The 26,189-nt window shown below is 59.4% G+C and carries 21 protein-coding genes and 2 pseudogenes; 5 read left to right on the top strand and 18 right to left on the bottom strand.

From position 1 onward, the window contains the following. Positions 1-113 precede the first annotated feature (113 nt). Positions 114-617 carry a GNAT family N-acetyltransferase gene (locus M2366_RS14070; protein WP_042044335.1) on the top strand — a complete coding sequence of 168 codons (504 nt, stop codon included), beginning with the start codon at positions 114-116 and terminating at the stop codon, positions 615-617. A 77-nt stretch (positions 618-694) separates the two neighbouring features. Here the strand turns inward: M2366_RS14070 and M2366_RS14065 are convergent, their stop codons facing one another. Next, on the bottom strand, positions 695-868 hold the full coding sequence (locus tag M2366_RS14065) for a hypothetical protein (RefSeq protein WP_198135319.1): 174 nt from the start codon (positions 866-868) through the stop codon (positions 695-697). Between the two features lie 538 nt (positions 869-1,406). Between M2366_RS14065 and M2366_RS14060 the strand changes: the two genes are divergently transcribed. Further along, positions 1,407-1,877, top strand: coding sequence for an Lrp/AsnC family transcriptional regulator (locus M2366_RS14060; protein WP_042001133.1), 471 nt, complete (start codon positions 1,407-1,409; stop codon positions 1,875-1,877). 73 nt (positions 1,878-1,950) lie between these two features. Here the strand turns inward: M2366_RS14060 and M2366_RS14055 are convergent, their stop codons facing one another. The 9 genes and pseudogenes from M2366_RS14055 to M2366_RS14015 form a co-directional block, all read right to left on the bottom strand. After that, positions 1,951-3,918 (bottom strand): LTA synthase family protein, encoded by a 1,968-nt coding sequence (locus tag M2366_RS14055; RefSeq protein WP_259270004.1) that lies wholly within the window; start codon positions 3,916-3,918, stop codon positions 1,951-1,953. Between the two features lie 380 nt (positions 3,919-4,298). After that, positions 4,299-5,726, bottom strand: coding sequence for a PepSY domain-containing protein (locus M2366_RS14050; protein ID WP_259270003.1), 1,428 nt, complete (start codon positions 5,724-5,726; stop codon positions 4,299-4,301). A gap of 380 nt (positions 5,727-6,106) precedes the next feature. Then, positions 6,107-6,187: pseudogene (locus M2366_RS14040) on the bottom strand (YkgJ family cysteine cluster protein); the annotation flags it as partial. Positions 6,188-6,249: 62 nt separating this feature from the next. Beyond that, complete coding sequence (locus tag M2366_RS14035; protein WP_259237254.1) at positions 6,250-6,540, bottom strand: YkgJ family cysteine cluster protein; 291 nt, start codon at positions 6,538-6,540, stop codon at positions 6,250-6,252. A 91-nt stretch (positions 6,541-6,631) separates the two neighbouring features. Then, complete coding sequence (gene dbpA, locus M2366_RS14030) at positions 6,632-8,011, bottom strand: ATP-dependent RNA helicase DbpA (protein WP_042044331.1); 1,380 nt, start codon at positions 8,009-8,011, stop codon at positions 6,632-6,634. 186 nt (positions 8,012-8,197) lie between these two features. Then, positions 8,198-10,870, bottom strand: a complete 2,673-nt coding sequence (locus M2366_RS14025) for an S-layer family protein (protein ID WP_259270002.1) — start codon at positions 10,868-10,870, stop codon at positions 8,198-8,200. A 36-nt stretch (positions 10,871-10,906) separates the two neighbouring features. Next, a pseudogene (locus tag M2366_RS19915) lies at positions 10,907-11,248 on the bottom strand (Ig-like domain-containing protein); the annotation flags it as partial. A gap of 568 nt (positions 11,249-11,816) precedes the next feature. Continuing rightward, the gene (locus M2366_RS14020; protein ID WP_259270001.1) at positions 11,817-12,308 is read right to left on the bottom strand and encodes a metal-dependent hydrolase; all 492 of its coding nucleotides are present in this window, start codon (positions 12,306-12,308) and stop codon (positions 11,817-11,819) included. A 212-nt stretch (positions 12,309-12,520) separates the two neighbouring features. Next, positions 12,521-12,973 carry a YaiI/YqxD family protein gene (locus M2366_RS14015; protein WP_042044330.1) on the bottom strand — a complete coding sequence of 151 codons (453 nt, stop codon included), beginning with the start codon at positions 12,971-12,973 and terminating at the stop codon, positions 12,521-12,523. Between the two features lie 149 nt (positions 12,974-13,122). On the opposite strand from M2366_RS14015, the gene zntB reads away from it, so the two are divergent. Beyond that, positions 13,123-14,088 (top strand): zinc transporter ZntB, encoded by a 966-nt coding sequence (gene zntB, locus M2366_RS14010; protein WP_259270000.1) that lies wholly within the window; start codon positions 13,123-13,125, stop codon positions 14,086-14,088. 2 nt (positions 14,089-14,090) lie between these two features. Next, entirely contained in the window at positions 14,091-14,615 is a 525-nt protein-coding gene (locus M2366_RS14005) for a mechanosensitive ion channel domain-containing protein (protein ID WP_042044328.1), read from the top strand. Positions 14,616-14,720: 105 nt separating this feature from the next. Here the strand turns inward: M2366_RS14005 and M2366_RS14000 are convergent, their stop codons facing one another. The 8 genes from M2366_RS14000 to M2366_RS13965 form a co-directional block, all read right to left on the bottom strand. After that, complete coding sequence (locus M2366_RS14000; RefSeq protein ID WP_042044327.1) at positions 14,721-14,969, bottom strand: hypothetical protein; 249 nt, start codon at positions 14,967-14,969, stop codon at positions 14,721-14,723. A gap of 38 nt (positions 14,970-15,007) precedes the next feature. After that, positions 15,008-16,819, bottom strand: a complete 1,812-nt coding sequence (locus tag M2366_RS13995) for a sodium:proton antiporter (protein WP_259269999.1) — start codon at positions 16,817-16,819, stop codon at positions 15,008-15,010. A 136-nt stretch (positions 16,820-16,955) separates the two neighbouring features. Continuing rightward, positions 16,956-17,477, bottom strand: a complete 522-nt coding sequence (locus M2366_RS13990; protein ID WP_259237259.1) for an MltR family transcriptional regulator — start codon at positions 17,475-17,477, stop codon at positions 16,956-16,958. A gap of 61 nt (positions 17,478-17,538) precedes the next feature. Beyond that, positions 17,539-18,681 carry a mannitol-1-phosphate 5-dehydrogenase gene (locus M2366_RS13985; RefSeq protein WP_259269998.1) on the bottom strand — a complete coding sequence of 381 codons (1,143 nt, stop codon included), beginning with the start codon at positions 18,679-18,681 and terminating at the stop codon, positions 17,539-17,541. Positions 18,682-18,716: 35 nt separating this feature from the next. Beyond that, positions 18,717-20,645, bottom strand: a complete 1,929-nt coding sequence (locus M2366_RS13980) for a PTS mannitol transporter subunit IICBA (protein WP_259269997.1) — start codon at positions 20,643-20,645, stop codon at positions 18,717-18,719. 687 nt (positions 20,646-21,332) lie between these two features. Continuing rightward, positions 21,333-23,354 (bottom strand): exoribonuclease II, encoded by a 2,022-nt coding sequence (locus tag M2366_RS13975; RefSeq protein ID WP_259269996.1) that lies wholly within the window; start codon positions 23,352-23,354, stop codon positions 21,333-21,335. A 114-nt stretch (positions 23,355-23,468) separates the two neighbouring features. After that, positions 23,469-24,362: a LysR family transcriptional regulator ArgP gene (locus tag M2366_RS13970; protein ID WP_224431389.1), complete on the bottom strand. Its 894-nt coding sequence runs from the start codon at positions 24,360-24,362 to the stop codon at positions 23,469-23,471. Positions 24,363-24,567: 205 nt separating this feature from the next. Further along, positions 24,568-25,224 carry an acyl-homoserine-lactone synthase gene (locus M2366_RS13965; protein WP_259269995.1) on the bottom strand — a complete coding sequence of 219 codons (657 nt, stop codon included), beginning with the start codon at positions 25,222-25,224 and terminating at the stop codon, positions 24,568-24,570. A gap of 59 nt (positions 25,225-25,283) precedes the next feature. On the opposite strand from M2366_RS13965, the gene M2366_RS13960 reads away from it, so the two are divergent. Next, on the top strand, positions 25,284-26,066 hold the full coding sequence (locus tag M2366_RS13960; protein ID WP_259237263.1) for a LuxR family transcriptional regulator: 783 nt from the start codon (positions 25,284-25,286) through the stop codon (positions 26,064-26,066). The last annotated feature ends 123 nt before the right edge of the window (positions 26,067-26,189 follow it).

The raw sequence follows: 26,189 nt of genomic DNA, 5'->3' as shown, positions 1-26,189 counted from the left end.
GCCAGCAGGAAACCCGATCCAGGCCAGGATTTCAGGGTGTGCTGCTTGTCATCTGTCCCCCTCGGGTGCAGGCTTGAGGGCCTCAATTTCTGCCTTCAAGCCACGAGAGAACCATGATCCACACCGATCGCCTGTCCCTGCGCGAACTCGATGCCAGTGATGCCCCCTTCATTCTTGAACTGCTCAATGATCCCGACTTTCATCGTTTCATCGGCGATCGCGGTGTGCGCGATCTGGCGGGGGCCGAGCAATACATTCAGCAGGGGCCCAGGGTGAGCTATGGCCAGCATGGTTTTGGCCTCTACCTGGTGGCGCGCAAGAGTGATGGGGCCAAGCTTGGCATCTGCGGGCTGGTCAAACGCGATACCCTGCCCTGCGAAGACATAGGTTATGCCTTCCTGCCTGCCTATCGCGGTCAGGGGTATGGCATAGAAGCGGCGAAGGCGGCCCTGCAGGATGGTCGGGAAAGGTTGGGGATTGTGCGAGTCATCGCCATCGTCACGCCGGGCAACCAGAGCTCACTGGCACTGCTGGCCAAGCTGGGATTGGTGCAACGTGGTCTGATCAGATTGAGCGAGGATGCTGACGAGTGCCTGCTGCTCGAGCCTGCCGGCTGAAAGTAGCAGATTCGATACGCAACAGGCCACCCCTGGGGGTGGCCTGTCTGTTTCGGCTGGCGGCTATATGAACCCGGTTAGTCGAGATCTTCGATGGAGAACTCGGCAGGGAAGCCGTCGCACTGGATGGCAAAGCCACCGCTGAAACGGGTATTGAACTGGATCAGGTAGCCGGGGCTCGGATCCATGGGTGGCAAGTTGATGGGCTTGCTACGACGCAGGGGTTTGTGTGTGTGTATGGCTTTCATCATGGTATTTCTCTATATAAATTAAGTGTTTGCTCCTTGTGTTGGCAAATGTCAGGTTAATGGACGCGGTCGGCAGCGTGGTCGACAAGCGCGCAGGAATACCCAGCCCTGATGAGGGGCGTCTGCACTTTTCAAGGAATGCGCAAAAGAGTATGCGGATGCATAGTTCATTTGGGTGGGCAGATCGGGTCTGCACCGTGAGAGCCGGGCAACGCAGGCAGACAGCCTGACGGTTCTCAAGGCGAGTAAATCAGAAGAAGGTTATGCGGATACTGACAGGGTTCATCGTGAGGTGAAGCATTGCAGGGTAAACATAAACAGGGCTGATTAACTAGCCGGCGCGTACTATGTCGCTAACTTGTGCAAAAAGCAAACATTTATTTGGTGGTTCAGGAATAAATCTGAATTTACCTTCATCTAGCCTGACACCGGCCGCCTGCATATGGCCACGACCCTGAAGGGTGATCAGGTGTCTTCTGCGTTGTGTTTAGCTCGGTTGTCGGGCAGAGTTGGAGCAATTTGATCGGTTCAAGGAGTAGAGATGAGAAACCTGGATCAGCTGGATCTGGATATCCTGGCACACCTGTTTCGTGATGCTGGCATGACCAACAAGGACTTGGCGGCCCTGGTCGGGGTGGCTCCCTCCACCTGTCTGGAGCGGGTGCGTAAATTGCAGCAAGATGGGGTGCTCAAGGGGGCCCATTGCGAGGTCGATCATCAGGCCCTTGGCGGGCATATCCAGGCCATGGTCTCTTTGCAGCTGGCGCGTCACAGCCGCCAGATCATCGATGAGTTTCGCGATGCCATCCTGCTGTTGCCCGAGGTGATCAGCCTGTTTCACATGGGAGGCAAGGATGATTTCCTGGTGCATCTGTGCGTTGCCGATACGGAACACCTGCGCAACTTCGTGTTCGATCACTTCACTTCCCGGGAAGAGGTGGTGCACCTCGAGACATCCCTGGTATTCGAACACAGGTTCAGCCGCTCTTTACCCTGCTTTCTGACAACCTGAGCCAGCTCGGATCAATAAAAAACCCGCCAGTTGGCGGGTTTTTTATTGATGAGGGCCATGGCCCTCCTGACTGCTATTTCTTGAGCGTCGTCTCAGCCTCAGGTGCGGTGCGATAGAGTCCTTTCTGATAGGCCATGCTGCCCCACAGCGCCAATCCCAGTGCCTGTTCTTTCAGGGTATCGGGTTGGGGCGTCGGGGTCAGGGTCTGCCTGGTTGCGTCATAGACGAACCCCTCGGCCGGTTGCTCCGGTTGCAGAATCACCACGTCCTTGCCCCGCATCAGGGCGAAGTTTTTGTCGTATTGCATGATGGCTCGCCCGGGCCAGTCGTCTGGCGTGCGGGTCAGATCCTGCCCCAGCATGGGGTAACTGGCGCTGACCCCCATCAGGGAGAGCAGGGTCGGCGCCATGTCTATCTGGCTGACGATGCGTGCATCTTGCTTGGGCATCAGGCCGTCACCCACTATGACGCCCGGAATATGGAAGCGAGGGATGGGGACCAGGCTGGCGCCCCCGACCCGGCTGTCATGGTCTGCGATGATAAGGAACAGGGTGTCCTTCCAGTAGTCGGATTGCTTGGCTCGCTTGAAAAACTCACCGATAGCGTAGTCGGCATATTTGGCGGCGTTGTTGCGAGTCGCCTTGGGCAGCTCAAACAGCTCGATGCGGTTGTCCGGAAACTCGAAGGGATCATGGTTGCTGGAACTGAATACCAGGCTGAAGAAAGGTTTTCCTTCCTTATGCAGGGCCTCGAACGTGTCATTGGCCTTGGCCATCAGATCTTCATCCGACGCGCCCCATGAACCTTCAAAGACGGGGTTCAGGAAGTCTTTCTGCTCGACGATTTTACTAAAGCCATTGCCGAGGAAGAAGCTGCGCATGTTGTCGAAATGACTCTCACCCCCATAGATGAAGCTGGTGCTGTAACCACGCTGTTTGAGCAGATCCGCCAGGGTGAAGAAGTTGGTCTGGCTCTTGCCCAGCTTGACGACGGCTTGAGCCGGGGTAGGGGTAAAGCCGGTCACCACCGCCTCTATGCCGCGTACCGAGCGGGTGCCGGTGGCGTAGAGCTGGTTGAAGGCCCAACCCTCTTTGCTTAGAGCATCGATATTGGGGGTGAGCGGCAGACCACCGAGGGAACCCACGAACTGGGCACCCAGACTCTCTTGCAGAAGTATGACCAGATTCTTCGGTTTGCCCTGGTGGCTGGCCGGGTTGAAGCTCTGACTCGGCAGACTGGCCGAGTCGAAGGCGGCAGCAGAGCGACGACTCTCGGCGCGGACCAGCTCGATGACCCGCTCATCCGGCAGCTTGCCATACATGCTGGCCGCATCTTCCTCGTTGCCTAACTGCTTGATGGCGAAGAACAGCGAGTAGGAGGAGTTGACTGTCAGGGCGTTGACCAGGGGGTCGTCAGCGAAGGCGACCATGGCCGGATTGAGGGCGCGGTGGCCCAGACTGGAACGAGCGCCAAGGAAACCTATGGCCAGGATCAGCAAGGCGAAGGCAGGACGCAGGTACCAGCGGGGCAGCGCCAGATCCTTGAGCAGATGCCCGGCCAGGCGCCAGCCTCCCCAGAGGGTCAACAGGCTGATCAAAAGAGAAAGCAGCAGCTCGGCCTTGCGGCCGGCCCACAGCATGGAGAGCACCTCTTTCGGATAGATGAGGTACTCGATGTAGAGACGGTTGGGTCTGACACCGTATTCGGTGATGAAGGAGGGTGTCGAGATCTCGAGAAAGACCATCAACCACAATCCCAGAGTCAGCCAGACACGCATCAGCCCGAGCCAGGCGCGACCTATCCCATGGGGACCTGCCAGCAGCATGGTGAACATGGCGGGGACACCCCACAGCCAGCAGAGGGTGGCGAAGTCGACCCGGATCCCCTGCAGCAGCATGGGACCCCAGCCAGCGACGGCATTGACGCGATCCTCCTGCCAGAGGGCCAGTCCCATTCGAGAGAGGCTGAGCATGGCGAGAGCGAGTAAAGAGAAGCAGGCAAAAGGCCAGAAAGGGCCTAGCCACTGTTTGAGCTGTTTCATTAAGGGTTCCTGATATGAGCCTGTATATGCCTGTTTCCTCAGGCATTATTTTATTGTCGTCGGTAAGACACTGCAGAAGGGCAAAGGTTGCAATCGAGGAGGCGAAACAGTGGTTTATTCGCATTTTCATGCTACCCCCATCCTCCAGGTCAGGCTTGCAGTTACACATCCCTGCGTGCTCGCCACCATAGGGGAAAATACCCTCCATGCCCAGTGTTCATGGTGGGGATAAAGTGACCGAGAGGAGTGAACGGGTTCGCATCCTCGGGATGCAGGGGCGGTTGCCGGCATATGCCCGTGCGGGCGCAGTGTGAAAGCGGACAAATTCTGGCGTTGGAGGGATAAAAAAGGCCCCATAAGGGGCCCGTTTCAACCTGGGGTCATCGCAACCTGGCCAGGGGAGCCCCGAGGCGACTCAGCAACAGGCTGTCGAGTAGCCAGATGACCAGCATGGAAGCGCCGACCAGAGGGAAGGCGAGACCGAGCAAGGCCAGCAAGAGGAGGGCTCCGCGCAGGGAGGGCAGGGGAGTCGGCAGGGGAGGTGCCCCGAGTCGGCCAGCCGGGCGGCGACGCCACCAGATCCAGAGGCCGCTGACCGCGCTCAGCAAGACCATCAGGCAGATGAGCAGCATGGCCAACTGGTGGGGCCAGCCATACATCTTGCCCATGTGCAGCATGACGCCAGTTTCCACCGTCTTGGCGATCAGGTTGTAGTCCTGCCAGCGTACATCTGCCAGCACCTTGCCACTGTATTGATCCAGGTGGAGGGTGGCATCGTGACGGGGATCATCGGCAAACAGCGCCAGAGTGAAGACACCCTTGGAACCTGAAGGCGGCGTGATGCTATAGCCGGGTTGCACCTGGCGGCCCTCGGCAGTTGCCAGCACCTGCTGCCAGCTGATGCGACCGGGCTCGGCCGGGCCGCTCGCATGGCTCATGGCGCTATGATCGTGGGCGGGAGACTCCTGCGTGGCGGCGTTCTGTGCCTGGTTTGCATCCTGGTCGTGAGCAACCGATGTCGGCATCGGCTGGGTTTCCACCGCCCAGGGAACCGTCTGTTCGTGAGCGTGATTCAGGCTGCGAGCCAGCGGGGTTGAGCTTGGTACCTGATCCCACATCTGGGCCGGGAAGCTATTCCATGCCCCGGCGAACTTAGCTCCCCAAAAACCTGTCCAGGTCATGCCGGTCAAGAGCAGCAACACGAGGAAACCTGCCCCCCAGAAGCCGACGACTGCGTGCATATCCCGCCACCAGAGACGGCCTCGCTGATCCCGCCTCGGCCAGAGCAGCCCCTGCATGCCGGGTCCCTTGCGTGGCCACCACAGGTAGAGACCTGTGCCAAGCAGTACCAGCCCCCAGCCCGCCGCCAGCTCGATCAGTCGATCGCCTATGGTGCCCAGCATGAGCTCGGCATGGAGAGCACGGGCAATGGCCTGCAGGTTATAGTGATTGTCTTGGGTGCCGAGCAGGGTGCCACGAATGGGATCGATGAAGACAGTCAGTTCCCGATCCTGTTGGCGTACCACCAATTGGTCGCTGCGATCCGGAGCCGGGGCCGGGATGTACTTCACTATCTGGCTATCAGGCAAGGAGCCATGGGCCTTGTTGACCAGAAAGTCCGCATCCATACGGGGTTCGCCCGGCACGACAACGAGTTGCTCGGAATACATGAGTCTATCCAGCTGGGGCTGGAACAGATAAATGATCCCGGTCAGGGAGAGCAGGATCAGAAAGGGGGCAACAAACAGACCTGCGTAGAAGTGCCAGCGCCAGATCCTTTGGTAATGACTCACGTCCTTATTATTCACATGACACTCCTCGGCAAAAAAATATAAACCTTCTTGCTAGTGGAAGGTTTGGCGCGCGCATGATAACAGCAATATTTTGTCAGTCGCAACTGTACAGATTACCGCCGGGTCCAGGCCGCGAGCCGAGGCTCTACCTCAGGCTCTGAAGGAGGGACTGATTTGCGGGGATGCCTGGCAACAGTGGAAAATTTCAAAGAAGTTCGGGGCAGGTATCTGGCGGAGCAATGGTTTGGCAGATCAGGCCAGCTTGATAAACCATTTATCTCGTGCGTCGATGCAGTCGGGCTCGCCCATTTCGAACTCGCGGCAGATGAGGGGGGTGTACTTCGTAGCTGTGGCACCTCATTGATGAGGGCGATCCAGCGGCGATCGGGGCGGGCTCACTCCAGCTTGATAAACCATTTGTCCCGTTCGTCGATACAGTCGGGCTCGCCCATTTCGAACTCGCGGCAGATGAGGGGGGTGTACTTCGTAGCGGTGGCACCTCATTGATGAGGGCGATCCAGCGGCGATCGGGGCGGGCTCACTCCAGCTTGATAAACCATTTGTCCCGTTCGTCGATGCAGTCGGGCTCGCCCATTTCGAACTCGCGGCAGATAAGGGGGCGAACTTCATAGATGCGGCACATCATGGTGTTACGATCCAGCGCCGCGCACCAACCATCTTCCAGGCGGTGCATCACGGGCACCTGTCCTTCTATCTCGTCCACATAGCGATCCGGCACGCCGGTGTCGGTAAACAGCATCACTTCGAGGCGACAGCAGCAGGCCTCGCAGTTCTGGCAGCTGACTTCGGGTGGATTAGCGTGGGACATGGGTTATCTCATGGGGGCTGGCTTGGTTGAAGATGACACAGGCGCCTGCAACGGGCGCCTGTGTTCTATGGGGCTGACGATAACCTGAACCTTAGCCCAGCTTGCGAGCACGGTAGGTGCGGCCTTTAATCTTGCCCTCTTGCAGCTGCTTGAGGGCGGCGCTTGCCACCTGGCGCTTGACGGCCACATAGGAATACTGCTCGGAGACCTGGATTTTGCCGACGTCACTACCGGCTATGCCGCCCTCACCGGTCAGGGCGCCCAGGATGTCACCGGCCCGCACCTTGCTCTTGCGACCCGCATCGATGGAGAGGGTCACCATCTGCGGCGCGATCGGCTTGAGTTCGCGGCCAATGCTGGCTAGATCGCCATGGGGGATAGGGGCCTGTTGGTACTCTTCGATGAAGTTGACGCGCTGGGCTTCGTTCCCCTGATAGAGACTCAGGGCCAGGCCTTGCTGACCGGCGCGACCAGTACGGCCGATGCGGTGCACGTGGATCTCGGGGTCATAGGTCAGCTCGAAGTTGATGACCGCACCCAGCTCCTTGATGTCCAAGCCACGGGCGGCCACGTCGGTGGCAACCAGGATGGAGGTACTGCCGTTGGCGAAACGTACCAGCACCTGATCCCGCTCGCGCTGCTCCAGATCGCCATTCAGCGCCAGTGCCGAGAATCCCTTGGCGGCCAGATGGTCGGCCACGTCGTTGCAGGCGCGCTTGGTGTTGCAGAACACCACGCAGGAGCTTGGCTGGTAGTGGCTCAGCAGCCAGCTGAGGGCCTCGAGTCGCTGACCGGCGGGCACTTCATACAGCTTCTGTTCGATGGCGCTGCCTTCGTGGAGAGATTCCACGCTGACTTCGACCGGATTGCGCTGCACACCGCGGCTCATCTGGGCGATCCCCTCCGGGTAGGTGGCGGAGAAGAGCAGGGTCTGACGGCGCTCGGGGGCATAGCTGATGACTTTGTTGATGTCTTCGCCAAAGCCCATGTCCAGCATGCGATCCGCTTCGTCCAGCACCAGGGTTTCCAGGCTGGAGAGTTCCAGAGTGCCCTGCTCCAGATGCTTGAGAATGCGGCCAGGGGTGCCGACGGCGATGTGGGCACCAAACCCCAGGGTGGCGGATTGCGGTGCGGTCGGCGTGCCGCCGCACAGGGTCACCAGCTTGATATTGGGCAAGGTACGGGCCAGTCGACGGATCTCCTGAGCCACCTGATCCGCCAACTCGCGGGTCGGGCAGAGCACCAGCCCCTGCACGTCGAGACGGTTTGGATTAAGTCGGGAGAGCAGGCCAAGGGCGAAGGCGGCTGTCTTGCCGCTGCCGGTTTTGGCCTTGGCGATCAGGTCTTTGCCATCGAGCACCAGGGGCAGGCTCTGTGCCTGGATCGGGGTCATCTGCAGATAGCCCAGGCTGGCGAGGTTCTCAAGCAGGGCAGGAGAGAGGTTGAGGCTGCTAAATTCGCTGTTGTTCACAAAAGGACTCTATTTCGGAAAAATGGGGGGCGCGTGGCGCTAAGGGCGCGCATTGTACCAGAAGTGGGCATGAAATGTGGCGGATTTTTGAACATTCAGTGGCGATGCTGAAGGGCATGGTAGTGAGGCGATGAGGATAAAAAAAGGGCTCCATCACGGAGCCCTTTGCTTGAGGAGGGACGACGGTTAGTTACAACCGCTGAGGGCGGTAACAGTACCAGTCATACCATCTTTACTGGCGACATAGATGATGTTATCGCTCAACAGCACCGTTCTGGTCGAGCCAAGGTTGATACCGATGAGCGTACCATTCTCGGTCCAGCCCGCCACGTTGGTGAGATCCTGAGTCGAGCCATTGTTGTAGGTGCCCGTGGCCCGCAGGGTGATCAGATTGGCAACCGGGATCCCCAGCAACTCGACGACCAGCCCCTTGGTGCAGGTCACCGTTAGGCTACTCAGTGAGGCGGCCGACACGGTAAATACCTGGCTACCACTGACGCCAGAGTAAGTACCCGTGACGGTGGCCGTGCCCGTGCCAACGGCGGTGACCAGGCCTTGTGGGGTCACGGTCACGACAGCGGTGTTGCTACTGGTCCAGCTGGTCAGATTGGTGACATCTTGTGGCGAAACCACACCGCTCAGGCTGGCCTGTGCCGAGAGCTGCACACTGGTGCCTGTCACCAGCGTACCGGAGGCGCCTCCTTGAATCGCGACCGAGTTCACCGTGGAGGGGGCTGCCGTGATGGGCGCAGTCGGCTGGCTGTTGACGTCATTGAGACTGGCACTGATGGTTGCCGTGCCACTGCTGGCCTTGGCCTCGATCCGTCCCTTGTTCAACAGATTGCCTACTGAAATCACACTTGGGTTGCTGCTACTCCACTGGGCCTGATCGGTGACATCAACCGGGGTAGGCGAGTTGGAGTACTTGGCAAAGGCTTTCAGCTGGCGCTGGATCCCGAAAGGCAAGTCACTCAGGTCTCCCTGTACCGTCATTTGATCCAGAGTGGGATTGCTGACATTGAGGGTAACCGTTTCATCGATAACCCCCAACTGGGCCGTCAGGGTGACGGAGCCCGGCAACAGACTGGTGACCAGACCATTGACCACAGTCGCCAGCAGCGGATTACTGCTGCTCCAGGTCACTTGATTGGTGACATCCACGACCAGACCATTGTCATAGACCGCATTCACCTTGAGCTGGGAGAGCAGTCCGGCAATCAGGTTGACGGGCACATCCAGGATCTCGAGGTTAAGCAGGGTGGGCGAGCTGATATCCAGCTGAGCCAGGTTACTATTGACGCCGTTCAGCGTGGCCTGGACTGTGCCTCCTACTGTTGGTAGCAGGGCGGTCAGCAGACCATCGGCATCCACTACGGCCGCGTCAACCGGTGCCACAGTCCAAGTCACCAGATCTGTGATGTCCGAGGTGGTGCCATTATCGAACAGTCCTATGGCTACCAAAGGCTGGGTCAGCGTCTCAACCAGACTGATGACGGGTGGTGTGATCTGTATGCCGGTCAGCAGGGTCGGGGTGACCGTGATGGTCAGTAACTTCGATTGGCCGCCATAGTTGGCGGTAATGCCTGCCGTGCCGGCAGCCACTGCGGTAATGAGACCGCTGGGTGAGACAGTGGCGACCCCTGTGTTGTCACTGACAAGTGCCGCCAAGGTGGTCACATTGCTACTGGTACCATCGGTGAAGGTGGCTGTGACGGTCAGCTGGGTAGTAGTACCCATTGGTAGGGTATTGAGCAGGGCACCAGTGGTGAGATCCAGACCATTGTTGACGAGTACGGCGCTGGTGACAGTCACCGCGATAGTCGCGGTTTCGCCATCCAGGGCACCTGTGATGGTGGCGCTGCCAGGGGCGACGGCGGTGACCAGGCCAGAGGGACTGACGGTGGCAACAGCAGGATCGCTGCTGCTCCAGCTGACACTGGCAGTCACATCCCGGTTGCTACCATCATCGTAGCTGCCCGTTGCTGCGAGTTGAGCTGTCAGGCCAGCGGCCAGGGTCAAGGGAGGCGTCGTGATCGACAGACCGTTCTGGTTGAGGGTGGCGCTAGTGACGGTGACCACCAGGGTGACGGTTTGTCCATCAAGCGTCCCGGTGATGGTGGCTGTGCCAGGGCCGACGGCGGTGACCAGGCCGGTCAGGCTGACGGTGGCGACAGCGGGATCGCTGCTGACCCAGCTGACGGAGGCCGTGACATCCACAGTGGTGCCATCGCTATAGCTGCCGGTAGCGGCGAGCTGAGCTGTCAGGCCAGCGGGGAGGGTCAGGGGGGGGGTGGTAATGGTCAGACCGCCCTGATTGAGGGTGGCGTTGGTGACGGTGAGACTGAGACTCTTTGTGACGCCGAGCAGGCTGGCGGACAGAGTGGTACTGCCAGTCGCCACGGCGTTGACAAGGCCCAGAGCGCTGATAGTGGCGATGCTGGTATTGCTGCTCAGCCAGGCGACTTGGCTGGAGACATCCTGAGTGCTCTGGTCGCTGAGGGTGGCAACGGCAGTCAGTTTTTTCGTCAGCCCCTTGGCCAGGGTCAGACTGGCGGGGGTGATCTGGATCTGACTCACGGTGGCATTGGTGATGGAGAGACTTATCTGCCCCGTCGCTTCTTGCAAGTGGGCAGTAACAATGGCGGTGCCGCTTGCCTTGCCGGTGACTTCTCCTTTGGCATCGACTGTCAGCAGGGTCGGCTGATTGCTGATCCAGCTGGCTTGAGCAGAGATATCCTTGCTGCTGCCATCAGAGAAGGTAGCCATGGCTTTTAGCTGCAGTTTGAGCCCTTTGGCCAGCTTGGATGCGGGGGCTGTGATCTGAATATTGGTCACGATGGCGCTGGTGGCTTCAAACATAGAGCTGTTACTCGTGACTCCTTGATAGCTGGCGGTGATGGTGGATTGTCCCAACGCCATCGCTTTAGCCAGCCCACTCTCATCTATGGTGGCCACTGAGGGGACAGAGCTGCTCCAGCTCACTTTAGTCGTGAGATCCTCCGTGCTGCCATCGCTGTAGGCGCCTGTCGCCTGATATTGGGTGTCGATACCGAGGGGTATCTTGGGATCTACCTCGGCCCGAGCCTGGGTGCCAACGGGATTGGTGGTGATTTGGAGGCTGGTTAATTTCTTGGCAGGGCCTGGATCGGGAGCGTTACTGTCGTCTCCGCCTCCACCCCCTCCGCCACAGGCGAATAAAGCCAGAGTAAACAGTAGCGGAAGAAAAATATTAAGCATCCTGCTCATGGAATTTCCCCTTATACACCCTGCGTTTGCATGGGTTAAATGGTTAATATGCGTTTGGTAACACGTGAATAGCCGTATAATAAGGTTGGTGATGCCGCACATAACTCTTTATGGTTATGACGATGATTTACAATGATAATTTTTGGTTTTTTATGATGCTTTCATTGGTTTTTTATGCCTTGAGTGGTTATTTATCATCATGTTCCAACATATCTGTCAGGAGGGTTTAACTGGGAGGGCTGATTAATAAATCGATCTGTTTTGGTGTTCGATATCCATCTATTGATATTAAAAACATTAATTTGTTTTATATGTTTAGGCGAGGTCTTCAAATATTGCCACGCATTACTGATAGAATAAAAACTAGTGTTTTTTTAAGAAAAGTGCAGTTATTAGTTATATCAGTGGTGGGTGCCCTCTTCGGGGCAGTGCTGGTTTTTAGGCATTATGGTGAGGCTGCCCGGGGAGCACGGGAGTGCGGTTTTGCTGCAGAGGAGGGCTAGCGTTGCTGGCAGAGGTAGCGATCAGAACAACCAGAGGGCCACGACGGAGATGAGAGTCAGTAGACCCAATAACCAGCGATCAGCAGGCTCAGGGTACAGAAGCTTGTTTCAATGGCGCCACCGCTCTGGAGTGACCAGCCTGGAAGGCGGTAGCGCTGTTTAAGTGGCCAGAACAGCGGGATGCCGGCAGGGGTTAGCCAGTCGCCAAGCAAGTGGCTCAGATAGCCAATGATGAGCGCATCCTTAACCGCGACAGGCACCTTGCCTGCCATCAGGTCGCTGCTTAGTCCCCAGACGCATAATGCCACCGCCAGCAAACTGTGAGTGAAGCCCCTATGCCCCGTCAGGCGGGAGAGGGGAATGGAGATCCAGCGCAGGCGCTGACCCAGAACCGAGTTGGGGTGATCCAGATCAGGCAGCAGCGAACTCACCAGTGCGGCAAGCACCGTCTGGGCCAGATTTGCATCGGCCAGGGCTGGAGTGAGCGGTAGTTTGTGAGCGAGCAGGGCGCAGGTGACGGAGAAGATCAGGTGCCCTTGGGCTGTCATGGTAACCGGGGTGCGAGGTGAGAGGCGGCGCATATTAGCAGCTCAACAGTGTTTGTCGGCAACTATTTGAAACCAGGTGCGGCTCGGATCATCGAGTGCTCGAATCATGAACCATCGCTGACCGGTTTCTGCCCTCCTATCTAGCCAGTCATGGGGTGATCAATCCAGCGTGGCTGGCGATGACTCTTATGGCTGCCGGCTTCAAGCCCCTGTCAGCCGAGGCGTCCCTTCTGCAACCAACGGTCGAGGGCATTGGCGAAGTTCTGCTTGTCCGCTTGGTTGAAAGGTGCGGGGCCACCGGTCTGAACCCCGGCAGATCGCAGCTCCTCCATCAGATTACGCATGCCGAGCCGGGCCTTGATGGTCTCCTTGGTATAGATTTCGCCCCGTGGATTGAGCGCCTCGCCACCGGCGTCGATTACCCATGAAGCCAAGGGGATGTCCCCGGTGATCACCAGATCCCCCGGCACGACTTGCTGGGCGATGACGTGATCCGCCACATCAAAGCCCTTTTCTACCTGCTGGGTCTTGATGTAGGGAGAGGGGGGGACCCTCAGTCCCTGATTGGCGACCAGGGTGGTCAGCATCTTGGCGCGATGAGCGGCGCGGTAGAGGATCTCCTTGACCGGAGTGGGGCAGGCATCGGCATCGACCCAGATGGGCATGGTTTGGTATCCAGAATATGAAGATGTCTCATCTTATCATGGCTTGGGGCAAAGCTGAGTCGGGGCCCGCTTTGGTGTAAGCTGGGCGACTGCCGCCATGCTACGGCAGAGGCGAACAATGTCATCCGGCGCAATTGAGAGGAGGTGTCGTGGATCTGGTACCCAATGATGTTATCTATGGTCTGGCCCTGGACGGTAAGGGTGGCCAGCATCCGCTGGGGGCGGGCGCCGAGTTACCGGCCCAGCAACCGAGTTGGTTGCACCTGGATTACGGTAACCCTGAGGCGGCCCGCTGGCTACTGCAGACTCCCTTGCTGGGGGATGTGGCCCGCGAGGCGCTGCTCGGCCAGAGCAATAGGCCCAAGCTGGTGCGGATGGGGGAAACGGTGCTGCTGATCCTGCGCGGCATCAACCACAACCAGCATCACAAACCCGAAGAGATGGTCGCCCTGCGTATTTTCATTACCCCGGATCTCATCATCAGCAGCCGTCGTCGCCCTCTCTTGTCTGAAAAGGATGTGTTCGAACAGTTGCAGCTGGGTGGCGGACCGGATAACCCGGCTGACTGGTTGGTGGAGATCTGCGATGCCCTGACCGATCGCGCCGGCGAGTTCGTCGAAGAGCTGCACGATCAGATCCTGGAGCTTGAGGAGCAGGTGCTGGAGCGAGATCTGCCGACCACGGGGAAGCTGGCCCGCATTCGCAAACAGCTGATCATGATCCGCCGCTACCTCTCCCCTCAACGGGATCTCATCGCGCGTCTCGCCAGCGAGAAGATCAGCTGGTTCGAGGAGGACGACAGGCGCCGTCTGCTCGATATTGCCGACCGCTTGCGGCGCTGGTTGGACGATCTGGATGCAGGGGTCGCCCGCACCAGTGTGCTGGCGGACGAGATCAACAACATGGTGGCGGAGGCGACAAATCGCCGCGCCTATCAGATGTCGGTCATGGCACTGCTGTTTCTCCCTGCCAGCTTCCTGACGGGCCTGTTCGGCATTAACCTGGGGGGCATTCCGGGTGCCGAGAGTCCGCTCGCCTTCTGGGTGTTCTGCGCATCCCTGACCAGTCTGGCCGTGGTGCTCGCCCTCTGGCTCAAACATCGACGCTGGTGGTGACCATGACCCTTTGGCAATCTTTTGGGCTGACCCTGCTGGTATTGCTGGCTCATGGCCTGATCCGGCGCATCATCAGGCGCAGTCTGTTGGTATTGGGGCGCAGCAAGCAGGTGAGCGAGAGCCGGGTCGGCTACGTTGAGCATGTATTTCACTTCCTGCTTGGCAGCGCCACTCTGCTGGTGCTGGCCGGGGTCTGGGGTCTCGACTTTTCCCGGTTGGTGGTACTGGCTTCCTCCTTCTTCGCGGTACTCGGAGTCGCCATGGTGGCCCAGTGGTCGATCCTCTCCAACATCACCGCCAGCATCACCATCTTCTTCGCCTTTCCATATCGGATCGGAGACAGGATCCGCATTCTCGACAAGGATGATTCCGTTACGGGGGTTATCCTGGAGATAGGACTCTTCTATGTGCAGGTGCGCGATGATCAGGGTGATCTGGTCACCTATCCGGCCAATCTGTTCCTGCAAAGACCGGTACGCAGACTGGAGTCTTCACCTCATCCCCAAGTGCCTGACCAACCGGAATAGGGGCAGAGCCCTTATCCATTATCTGCAACCTCGTCTTCTCTCTGAGGCTAACGAAAAGACCCCGCCGTGGCGGGGTCTGGGTCATGAGGGGCTGAGTGCCTTGGTTCAGCGCTCAAAGAAGTGATAGAGATGTTCGACCTGGATCGGGCAGTCGGCGACCTTGTGGATGTGATCCCGCGCTTCGTCCACTGTGCCGAAACTGAGCGGCAGGCCGAAGCTGTCGGTCAACTCGAACAGGCGTCCCCCCTCCCCGCGAAACTCGACAATCCAGCCAGGCAGCATGGCATCGTGTACGATTTCTGCCTCCTGTATGCCCTGTTGTCGATAAAGCTGGCGTAGTTCACTGACTGTCATATCGACCTCCTTCTGAGCGACGCGCCACCATGACAAGTCTAGTCTCTGCCGGGATTGGCTTCGCTTTTCACCCCATTTTCCTTGGGGGGTTGCAGCGCGATGACCAACTCCCCCGGCACGGGCGCTATGTTGCCAATGACCACTCGCGGATGCTGTTTGGCATCCAGAATGAACATGGGGACTGCGCCTGGGTTGGCCGTCTGGTACGCGCTCCAATCGAAGGTCTCCGAGAGTCGGGTCGCCTTGATCTGTCCACCCCGGGCCAACATGCCGCTCAGTCGGGCAAAGTTGACGTCGCTGCCAAACAGCACCTGGCGTGCTCGGAAGGTGGCACTCTCCCGGTTGGCTTTACCATGTTGATCGCTCGATCGCAGTGAATAGATAGTCTCTTCGCCAAACTGGTGGGAGAAGTGCAGCACCCCCAGGGCATTGTTGTGGCGGCTGGGGGAGAGCGCCAGCACTGTGCTGATGCTGGTGAGTGGCAGATGCAGTTCAGCATGCTCCGACTGGGGATTCCCGAAGTAGCAGGGCAGGTTGCTCATGCGGGCCAGCTTGCAGTTCTCCCAGGCCGGGTCCGACAGGTAGACGGGCACCCCTTGATCCGCCAGGGCCTTGCCGATGGCGCGCGCCACCGAGTTGGCGCCGATCAGCAGCCAGGTGTTGGGAGTGGGTTGGCGCATGCCGAGCAGGCCAGCCAGCGGCGCCGAGGTGAGGCTCTGCAGTACCACGGTCGAGATGATGACGGCGAATACCAGAGGTACCAACTTACCCGCATCCGGGATCCCGGCTTCACTGAGACTGATGGCAAAAGAGGCGCTGACCGCAGCGGCGACTATGCCCCGTGGCGCTATCCAGCTGAGCAGGGCGCGGGCTCGCCAGGGCAGGGTTGAGTCGTGGGTCGAGACCAGGATACAGAGCGGGCGGGCCACGAACTGCACCACGCACAGCAAGACCAGCACCATGGGGCCGAGCTGCCAGAGCTGGCCCAGGTCGAGGCGCGCGGCCAGCAGGATGAACAGGGTAGAGATCAGAATGACGGCAAGATCCTCCTTGAAGGCCAGCACCTCTTCCAGATCCAGACCATCCTGGTTGGCGAGCCAGATGCCAAAAACCGTCACTGCCAGCAGGCCAGACTCATGACTGAGCCAGTCGGAGAGGGTGAAGGTGGCGAGTACCAGCGCCAGCACCCCGAACTTGTGCAGCGTGACCGGCAGCCAGTCCTTGCGGATGATGAGAGTGGTGATCCAGCCTGCCGCCACCCCGATGAAGGAACCTATGCCGACTGTCTTGGCCAGGGCCCAGAGGGTATGGGTCACCATCTCCTGCTGGCTGCCGAGCAGTACAGCCTCGAAGATCAATACCGCGAACAGGGCACCGATGGGATCGATGACGATCCCCTCCCAGCGCAAGATCTTGTCCACCTCCTTGACCGGGCGGATCACGTTCAGCATGGGCGCGACCACGGTCGGTCCCGTCACCACCAGCACGGCACCGAGCACCATGGCGACGCGCCAGTCCAGACCAAGCAGGAAGTAGCTGGCCGCCCCTATCACCGCGAAACTGGTCAGCATGCCGATGGAGCAGAGATTGCGCACCACCTTGCCTATGCCCTTGAGCTCGGCCAGATGCAGGGTCAGGGCTCCCTCGAACAGAATGATGGCCACCGAGAGCGAGACCAGGGGAAATAGCAGCTCGCCGAGCAGCAGGTCCGGGTTGAGCACGCCGGTCACAGGGCCAAGCACCAGGCCGGTCAGCAGCAGAAACAGTATGGCGGGGACCCGCAGGGCCCAGGCCAGCCACTGGGCAAGCAGGGAGATCAGCGCGATCCCCGCTAACGAGAGTGCGGTCATGGTTACCTCATAAAAAGGGAGTAGAAAGGAATAACAAGATGACTATATGTCAGCCTGACACCCTAACTCGAATGAGACAACTAGATCCGTGATAAGAGGAGGGAGTCCTGGGGATGGGGAGTGGGTGTCAACGCGGTTAGATCGGACTCTCCTTGTGGAGCTCGCCGACGCAGTGGGCGACGGCCAGCACCAGGGAAGATCGCACCATCTGATCCTGACGGGCGAGTTGCATCTGATAGAAGGTCCAATCCTCTTCCGAGGCGGGCGGCTCCAACGCGTGGAGGCCTGCGCGGTTGATGCCGTGCAGTCTATCGAGCAGATCGCGAACGGGTTTGTCGCTAAAACGGTAATCCTTGGGGTCGCGTACCAGAAAATCGCGGATCTTCAGGTAGACGTCTATGTCCTGATAAAGTTCGAGGGAGACCAGACCGAGGGCAAAAATGAGCTTGAGGCGCACCTCTATCTGGCCGAGGGGGCCACTCTGGTTGAGCAGGGGTTCGATGGCGTATTTGACGGCATACTCTTCCTGACGGAAGGCTCGGCGCATCAGAGAGTCCACCGCTTCTTCCAGGAGGGTGACGACCTCGAGAAAGAAGCCCCGTGGGCCATCCTGCTCGTTGAGTCGTTCCAGTACCTCATCTTCCTGGTGTGTGGTCATAAATCGATAGGGTCCAGCTAGTCATGAGCAGAGAGGGAGGATTCCCTCTCTGCGAGTCCGGTTAGAGTGCCTGGTAGCGGGCCGTGATGGCGGCGATCAATGGGCTCTGCGGGTCCAATCCCGCCACCCTGGCCAGGGTGGCGGCAACGCCATCGGCGATAATGGCGGCCTGCAGTTCGACGGCTTGCGGGTCTTCGTCATTGTGATAACGCAGCGCCGCCGCAATCCCTTCCTGCAATCCCTCATTGGGAAGGCCGTATTCCAGGGTACCGAGCAGGGGCTTGATCAATCTGTCGTGCTCTCCCAGCTTGCGCAGGGGCTGGCGGCCGACCCTGTCCACTTCGTCCACCAGATAGGGGTTGGCGAAACGGGCCAGTATCTTCTCGATATAGGCGGCGTGCAGGCGCGGATCGAAGCCGTAGCGCTTGACCAGTACGGCCCCGCTCTCCTCCATGGCACGGCGCACCTTGCTGCGGATCACCGGATCCTCGATGGCCTCGCGAATGGTCTGGTAGCCCATCAGCTTGCCGAGGTAGGCGGTGATGCTGTGACCGGTGTTGAGGGTAAAGAGTTTACGCTCGACGAAGGCCATCAAGTTGTCCGTGGTCTCCATGCCCGCCACCTGGGGCAGTGCTCCCTTGAATTGGGTCTGGTCGACAATCCACTCGCTGAAGCTCTCCACCGTCACCTCCAGCGGATCATCGTTGGCGGCGGCGGGAGGCACGATGCGATCCACCGCCGAATCCACGAAGCCGACACAGGATTCGAGGGTGGCATGATACGCGAGCGGCAGGTACTTGAGTACCTCCTGCTTGAGGTGAGTGGTACCGCGCACCATGTTCTCGCAGGCAATGACGTTGAGCGGGCTGAGATTGCCTGCCACGAAGCGGGCCTCCAATCCCTTGGCCAGGGTACTGGCAATCTTGTCCAGTATATTGGGACCCACTGCGGTGGTGACCAGGTCGGCGGTGACGATACGGGCGATCACCTCCGGACCTGAGGAGCTGACCGCCGCGACGTTGCGCACTGTGTCCAGTTTCTGATCCGCTCCCACCACATGCACCTTGTACTCCTGGCTGTGGTTTAGCTGATCTATCAGCGTTTCGTTGACGTCGGCGAAGGTAACCTGATGGTTGGCGTCGGCCAGCAGTTTACCGATGAAGCCACGGCCTATGTTACCGGCACCAAAATGCAATGTTTTCATAAAATCAACCTCTTGAACCAATGATGTGGGCAGGATCAGGCAGCTTGTTCGCCACCCAGCAGGTCCAGGAACTCCTGAGGATCCCGGGTGCTGGCCAGCCGGTCGATAAGACCGGGCTCATCCAGTGCATTGGTCAGGCGGGTTATCACCTGAATGTGTTCATCGTTGCGGGCGGCGATGCCAATCACCAGGCGGGCCACCTCGTCCGCGGCTTCACCGAAGGCGACGCCAGCCGGATATTGGCAGATGACGATGCCGGTACGGATCACCTTCTCCTTGGCGGCTATGGTGCCGTGGGGCACGGCGATGGACTCGCCAAGATAGGTGGAAACCAACTGCTCACGCTCCAGCATGGCATCCACATAGCTGGCCTCGACATAGCCGCGCTCGGCCAGCAGGGCACCGGCGGCCTTGATGGCAGCCTCTTTGCTGTCGGCCATGAGACCGAGCTGGATATCCTGGCGGCTCAGGGTGAACACCTGGGCATCCTGCGGCTCATAGTTGTCGTCGTTGGCCGCAACCAGCAAGGTGGGGTGGGCCACATCGTCGTTGGCGGCCTGGGTCTGGCTCAGCTCCTGCACCATGGCCTGATAGAGGCCGTTGTCGAGGAAGTTGGTCAGGGAGATATGGCGCGCATTCGGTGCGTGGCGACGAGCTCGCTCGGTCAAATCCTGGTGGGTAATGACCCAGTCCACCTGGTCGTCGAGCTGGTCGATGGCACGATTGGTGACACTGATGTCGAGGCCGGCGGCCTGTACCCGCTTGCGCAGCATGCCGGCGCCCATGGCGCTGGATCCCATGCCGGCATCGCAGGCGACCACGATATTGCGTACGGTCAACAGCTCGCCACTCGGGTGCTTGGCGGCGACGGTGTCGGTTTTACCGCCCTTCATGGCTTTCATTTTACGGGTGGCTTCACCCAGGGCGTCGGCCTGGTCGGCTTCTGGCTGCTGGGCGCGAACGAACACGGCGGCAACCAGGAAGGAGACCAGGGTGGCGCTGATGATGGAGAGGGCGACCCCGATCAGGGAGGCTTTCGGCGTCATCAAGAGCACGGCGAAGATGGATCCCGGCGAGGCAGGGGAGACCAGACCCGCATTGAACAGGGTCAGGGTGAATACCCCGGTCATGCCACCGGCGATCACCGCCAGGATGAGGCGCGGGTTCATCAGCACGTAGGGGAAGTAGATCTCGTGGATGCCGCCGAAGAAGTGAATGATGGAGGCGCCAGCAGCAGACTGCTTGGCCGCGCCACGGCCGAACACCATGTAGGCCAGCAGCACGCCCATGCCCGGGCCCGGGTTTGCTTCGATCAGGAAGAAGATGGACTGGCCATGCTCGGTTGCCTGCTGAATGCCCAGCGGCGAGAAGATACCGTGGTTGATGGCGTTGTTGAGGAACAGGATCTTGGCCGGTTCAACGAAGATGGAGGTGAGCGGCAACATGTGGTTTTCCACCAGGAAACCCACGCCACCCGCCAGCAGGCCGGAGAGCACCTTGACGAAGGGGCCGATCACGAAGAAGGCGAGGATGGCGAGCAACATGCCGATGATGCCGGCGGAGAAGTTGTTGACCAGCATCTCGAAGCCGCTCTTGACCCGACCTTCCATCGCCTTATCGAAACGCTTGATGACCCAGCCACCCAGCGGGCCGACCATCATGGCACCCATGAACATGGGGATGTCGGTACCGACGATGACACCCATGGTGGTGATGGCGCCGACCACGCCGCCCCGTTCACCGCCCATCAGCTTGCCGCCGGTGTAGCCAATCAGCAGTGGCAGCAGGTAGGTGATCATGGGACCAACCAGCTTGGCCAGTGTCTCACTGGGCAGCCAGCCGGTGGGAATGAAGAGGGCGGTGATGAAGCCCCAGGCGATGAATGCCCCTATGTTGGGCATGACCATATTGGACAGGAAGCGTCCAAAATTCTGTATCTTGACTTTGGTATCCGGTGATAACATGACGGCACCCCGTTTTGAGCCTGTGTGATTAAAAGTGGTAGTCGGGATAACGGGTTTTGCCGAACCCTCATCCCTGTCGTCTAAGCAACTTCAATCTACCACTTCATTTTCTGATTGGGCTGAAAACGGGGTGTCTTGTGACCCGCCTCTCAAATACCTGGCCTACCCCCCTCCCACAGCAGTGATGTCGATCACATCTCTTCACTGTGCCTTGACTACATTTCGATCTTTTCTGCCATGAGTGGCTTTTTAATGTGATCCACGCCTCCTTATCTCGTTTTCGAAAACCTCATGTCAACGTGATGGTGGTCACACATCCATTATTTGTATTCAATCGAGACAGTGTGTGCGGTGCATTATCTAGTGCTCACACCGATGGATAGATCGGCATTGACTGCTAATTACCAATGAATCACTTATTTTGTAACCCACTTTCAGTTTCTCCCCTCGGGCGTTTCGCCAGACTCGTTGCATATTTGAAGTCCACTTGGGTCCATGGTGAGGCGTTCAGTCCCGGTCAGCGAGTACGGGCTCAAGGGGGCATTGCCCCACCCTGGCCCTGCATGCCGAATACATCAGCTGGCCACCGAGCGTTGAGGTCATCGTCATCGCGGCGATGGATTTATGGCGGCCATAGAAAAGCCCGCAGGGTTGCGGGCTTTGGAAATCGAGCTGTTGGCTTCGAGTTTATTCGGCCTTGGGGGCGGTCTCTGCCGGTGCTTCCGTACTCTCGCTGACCACAGCCACCGGGGCCGGGCCTGGCACCAGCGCCACGGCGGGCTTGGCAATGAGGGAGCGTGTCTCTTCCACGGCTTCGGTCAGCTTGACCTCGATGACCTGGCCCAGCTCATAGATCACCTCTGTCTTGTCGAGGTAGACGCGGCTGTTGTCCCAACTGCACTCCAACCTCTCCTTGTTGTCGAGGATATGGCGGGCGGGCATGAAGACCACGGCGCCATTCTCCTGCAACCGCAACTTGAGCCCGGCCCGCATCACATCGATGATCTCGGCATTGAAGATCTGCTCGGTACCCGCGGCGCTCTGCAGGAAGCGGACATAGAGCCAGTCGCCGATACCGCGCTCCACCATGCGGTGCAGACGGCGGCAGGCGGTCAGGTGCTCGGTCAGCTCCAGACTGGGGCGCGGGCCCGGGGTCTTGCCTGCGATGACGGCCTTGAGCAGACGGTGGTTGACCATGTCGCCGTACTTGCGAATTGGCGAGGTCCAGGTGGCATAGGCATCCAGCCCCAGGCCGTAGTGGGCACCTGGCTCGGCGGACATCAGTGCATAGCTCTGGAAGCGGCGGATCTTGCCATCCAGCCAGCGGGTATCGAGGTTGTCTATCCAGCGGCGCAGGGCGCAGAAACCGGTGAGGCTGGCGATATCTTCCTTCTCGAACGGCGCCTCGGCGGTCTTGAGCAGCTCCATGGCACCGTCGAGGGACTCCTCATCGAAACCGGTGTGGACGTTGAAGATGCCGTAGCCAACCTGCTTGCCCAGCACGCGACCGGCACAGATGTTGGCGGCGATCATCGACTCTTCGATCATCCGGTTGGCGATGCGGCGCGGTTCGACGTGGATGGCCAGCACGGCGCCGTTTTCACCCAGCTCGAAGTCGTAGTCTGGGCGGTCCGGGAACACCAGGGCGTGCTCGGTACGCCAGGCGATACGCGCCTCGGTCATCGCCTTCATCAGCGGCAGCTGGGCCATGACGCCTGCGTCTATGTCCAGTGCTTTGCCGTGCTCGGCCCAGTCGGAGACCTCGTCATAGTTGAGGCGAGCGTGGGAATTGATGCGGGCGGCGAAGAACTCGGTCTCTTCGAGCAGCAGGCCATCTTCGGCAATGAGCAGGCGGGCGCACAGGGTATTGCGCTCCTCGCCCTCTTTCAGGGAGCAGAGCTCATCGGAGAGGGTGCGCGGTATCATCGGCACGTTGCGGCCCGGCATATAGACGGTGAAGGCGCGCTGGGCGGCTTCCTTATCCAGCTCGCTGCCTTCGGCCACGTAGGCGGTCGGATCGGCGATGGCGACCAGCAGCTCCCAGCCGTTGTCCAGTTTGCGGATGGAGAGGGCGTCATCCATGTCCTTGGTCTTGGCGCCATCTATGGTGAAGAAGGGCACTTGAGTCAGGTCGGTGCGCGGCAGCTCTTCCTCTTCAATGACTTTCCACTCGGGCAGATCAGCCGGCTCTATCTGGGCCAGATTGTGACGGGCCAGTACCACCCACCAGGGCACATTGTGATCGTCCTTGTCGGCGATGAGTTCGGTGATCTCGGCGGAGAAATTACCGTCGGCCAGGGCATGGCGCTTGAGGGTGGCGACCACCCAGTCCCCTTCCTTCAAGGATTTCTCGTCCAGTCCCTTCTTGGTGCGCGCCTTGATGGCATCCTTGATGAGGGGATGATCTGCCACCACGTTGAGGCGGTCGCGGAACATCTTGACGCGGCCGACGAAGCGGGTCACCGCCTGCTCCAGCAGGGCATCCGGCTCGGCCACTTCCTTATCTTTCTCGGTGCGGATCAGGGCACTCACGCGATCCCCGTGCATCACCTTCTTCATGTAGGGGGGCGGCACGAAGTAGCTGGTCTTCTCATCCACCTCCAGGAAGCCAAATCCCCGATCGGAGGCGCGGATCACCCCTTCTTTCTTGGGGATGTTTTCGCGGATCTGTTGTTTGAGCTGGGCCAGCAAGGGATTGTCTTGGAACATATGTGAGGAACCTGAGTGAAAACCTGATGAAGAATCGCCCAGCACTATACGTTTTTCACCCCGCAAAGCCAAGGTGACTGGGCCGATCCCGGGATGGTCAGGGGTTAGCCGTGCTCAATTCAGGGCGGCCTGCCCCTGGCTTATCAGACGCTGGGAGATCTGTTTGTGCAGACCTCGCTCCAGCAGCCAGCGATGCCAGTAGAGGGTCTCTATCAGGTGACGGTCCGGGCAGAGATCCAGCAGGCGGCCGGACTGGAGCTGGGCGCGGATCTGCAACTCCGGGATGAGGCAGTAGGCCAGCCCCTGCTCGGCCATGGCGACGAAGGCTTCGGAGGAGTGGACTATGTGGCAGGGGTAGCCGCCGGGCTCGAGGCCAAACTCGCGGCGCAAGAAACTGATGTGCATGTCATCCCGGGGGTCGAAGGCGACCCCGGGGGCCTTGGCCAGAGCTTGAGGAGTGAGGCCTTCTGGAAAGTGGCGAGCCATGAAGGCCGGGCTGGCTGTCAGGACGTAGCACATCTGGCCGAGCGCATCGACGCTGCAACCAGGCAGTGGCTGCGGATGCAGGCTGACGGCACCGAATGCCTGGCCTTCGCGTACCTTGTCCAGGGTGCGGCTCTCATCATCGACCAGCAGGTTAAGCTCGATGGGAAACTGCTCCAGCAGGGGGGCCAGGGCCGGTAAAAACCAGGTGGCCAGGCTGTCGGCATTGACCGCTATGCTGATGCGGATCGGGGCCTGGGGGCTGGCGGGGGTCAGTTCGCTGCTGAGCTCCTGTTCGAGCTGACGTACCTGACGGTAGTGGGCCAGCAGTTTCTGGCCCAGTGGCGTTGCCTGTAGCGGCTGGCTGCGGATGATGAGGGGCTCGGCGAATTGCTGTTCGAGCTGCTTGATGCGCTGGGAGATGGCGGATTGGGTGAGGTGCAGGCGCTGGGCGGCACGATCGAAGTTCTGCTCCTGCATCACGGCATCCAGGGCCAGCAGCAACTTGTAGTCCAGAGCCTTCATCAATATCCCTTATCAATATGACGATTCAGAAGTCACTCTACTATCGGCATCGAGGGGGAGGCAAGCAGACTGTGGTGTTCGGCCCTGCCCCATGATGGCCGCATTTAACACTGTTAAAAGTGACAGTAGCTGTCAGGGATCCAAAAGAAGATACTCCTTTGTGTCCGCTTCTGCGTGGGGTGGGATCGGACCTAGCGTGAGTGCTTTATCCCGGGATCTTCCCGGGATTTTTTATGGGGTCGGAATGGGCCGCCGTGCCCTGGTCTGCATAGTGGCCGCGTAGCGGACGCGCGACGGCAGCGGCGAAACGTTCGTCGAGCAGGAAGCGGATACCGACGCCGCGCACGGCACCCAGATCAACGGCTTGCCGGTGGCCGAGCCGCTCAATCGGCAGGCCGAGTCGACGAAAGATGCGCTCCACCGGCAGACTGACCACGGCGACCAGCTCACGGATCTGCTGGGCGAGGGCGAAGGCATACACCTCACGGAAGATGACGCAGGTGAGTTCGCTCACCCCATTGTCGAGTCGCGGCGCCCGGCTGGCATCGATGGCGAGCCGAGTCAGCTCCCAGACATCCTGATGACGAGGTGGGGCCTCACCGGCGAGGGCGGCGGGGAAGATAGTGGGCAGCATGTAGTCCTGGGCACAGCTGAGCAGGCGGATGCAGCCGCACAGACCCTGTTCATCTTCGATCAGAACCCAGTGAGTGTCAGGACCATCGAAATTATCTCGCTCCAGGCCGGAATGGGATTCGACATCCCACTGAAGCCTTTCGTTGAAAACTCGGTTTCTAAAGGTATATAGGGAATTTTCTACGGATTTATCTCGATGTTTGCTCAGTTTTCCCTTGAAAACACGCATTCTGCTCACTCCATATCCAGGAAGGGCGTTATACTCACGGACTCGGGAAGGGGATTGAAATGAAACAGGCTCAACTGCTGGAATACCTTGAACTGTTCACCAGGGTCATGGATGGAGATCAACTGTCTGAGCTGATTGGGCGTTTCGCGCTCGGCATGGGGTATGACTATTATCGCTTCGCGCTGATACTGCCGATGTCGATGCAGCGTCCCAAGGTGGTGCTGTTCAACCGCTGCCCCGACTCCTGGATCCAGGCTTATACGGCCCACCATATGCTGGCTCGGGATCCCATCATCCAACTCGCCCGCCATCAGACTCTGCCCATCTACTGGAACCAACTCGACGAGAAGGCGAGCTTCCTGCAAGCGGGCAGTCTGGATGTGATGAGCCTGGCCGCCGAATTCGGTCTGCGCAACGGCATCTCTTTCCCGCTCCATGGCCCGACCGGTGAGAGCGGCATTCTCTCCTTCATCACCCGGGAACGAGCCTCCAGTGACCTGTTGTTGGAGTCTTCCCCGGTGCTCTCCTGGATGTCGACCTACATCTTCGATGCGGCGCTGCGCACCGTGCGACTCGGATTGCCGGCAGGGGTCCAGCAGGAGGTGTTGACGGGGCGCGAGACCGAGTGCCTCTCCTGGGCCAGCGAGGGTAAAACGTCCGGTGAAATCGCCAGCATCCTCGGCATCACCGAGCGAACCGTGAATTACCATCTCAATCAGGTGACCCGCAAGACGGGTTCCATCAATCGCTATCAGGCCATCGCCAAGGGCATGAGCAGCGGCATACTGGTGCCCAATCTGGAAGAGGTCGTGGTCACCAATTTTCCGCGTCAGCTGCAATAACCCGCATTCAGCAGAGCTCATCTCTTTCTCTTCCATAGGGCCCAGGCGGCCTGCATTATCGGGAGGGATCTCGCCCTCGACCATTGTCAGATCTGGCAATTGACAGCCAGAAGCCGATCGCCG

It is taken from the genome of Aeromonas sp. BIGb0405, assembly GCF_024807335.1.
In the GTDB taxonomy this organism is placed as follows: domain Bacteria; phylum Pseudomonadota; class Gammaproteobacteria; order Enterobacterales; family Aeromonadaceae; genus Aeromonas; species Aeromonas rivuli.
The sequence above is the reverse complement of the archived record's forward strand: the minus strand, read 5'-3'. Positions and strand labels throughout refer to the sequence as shown.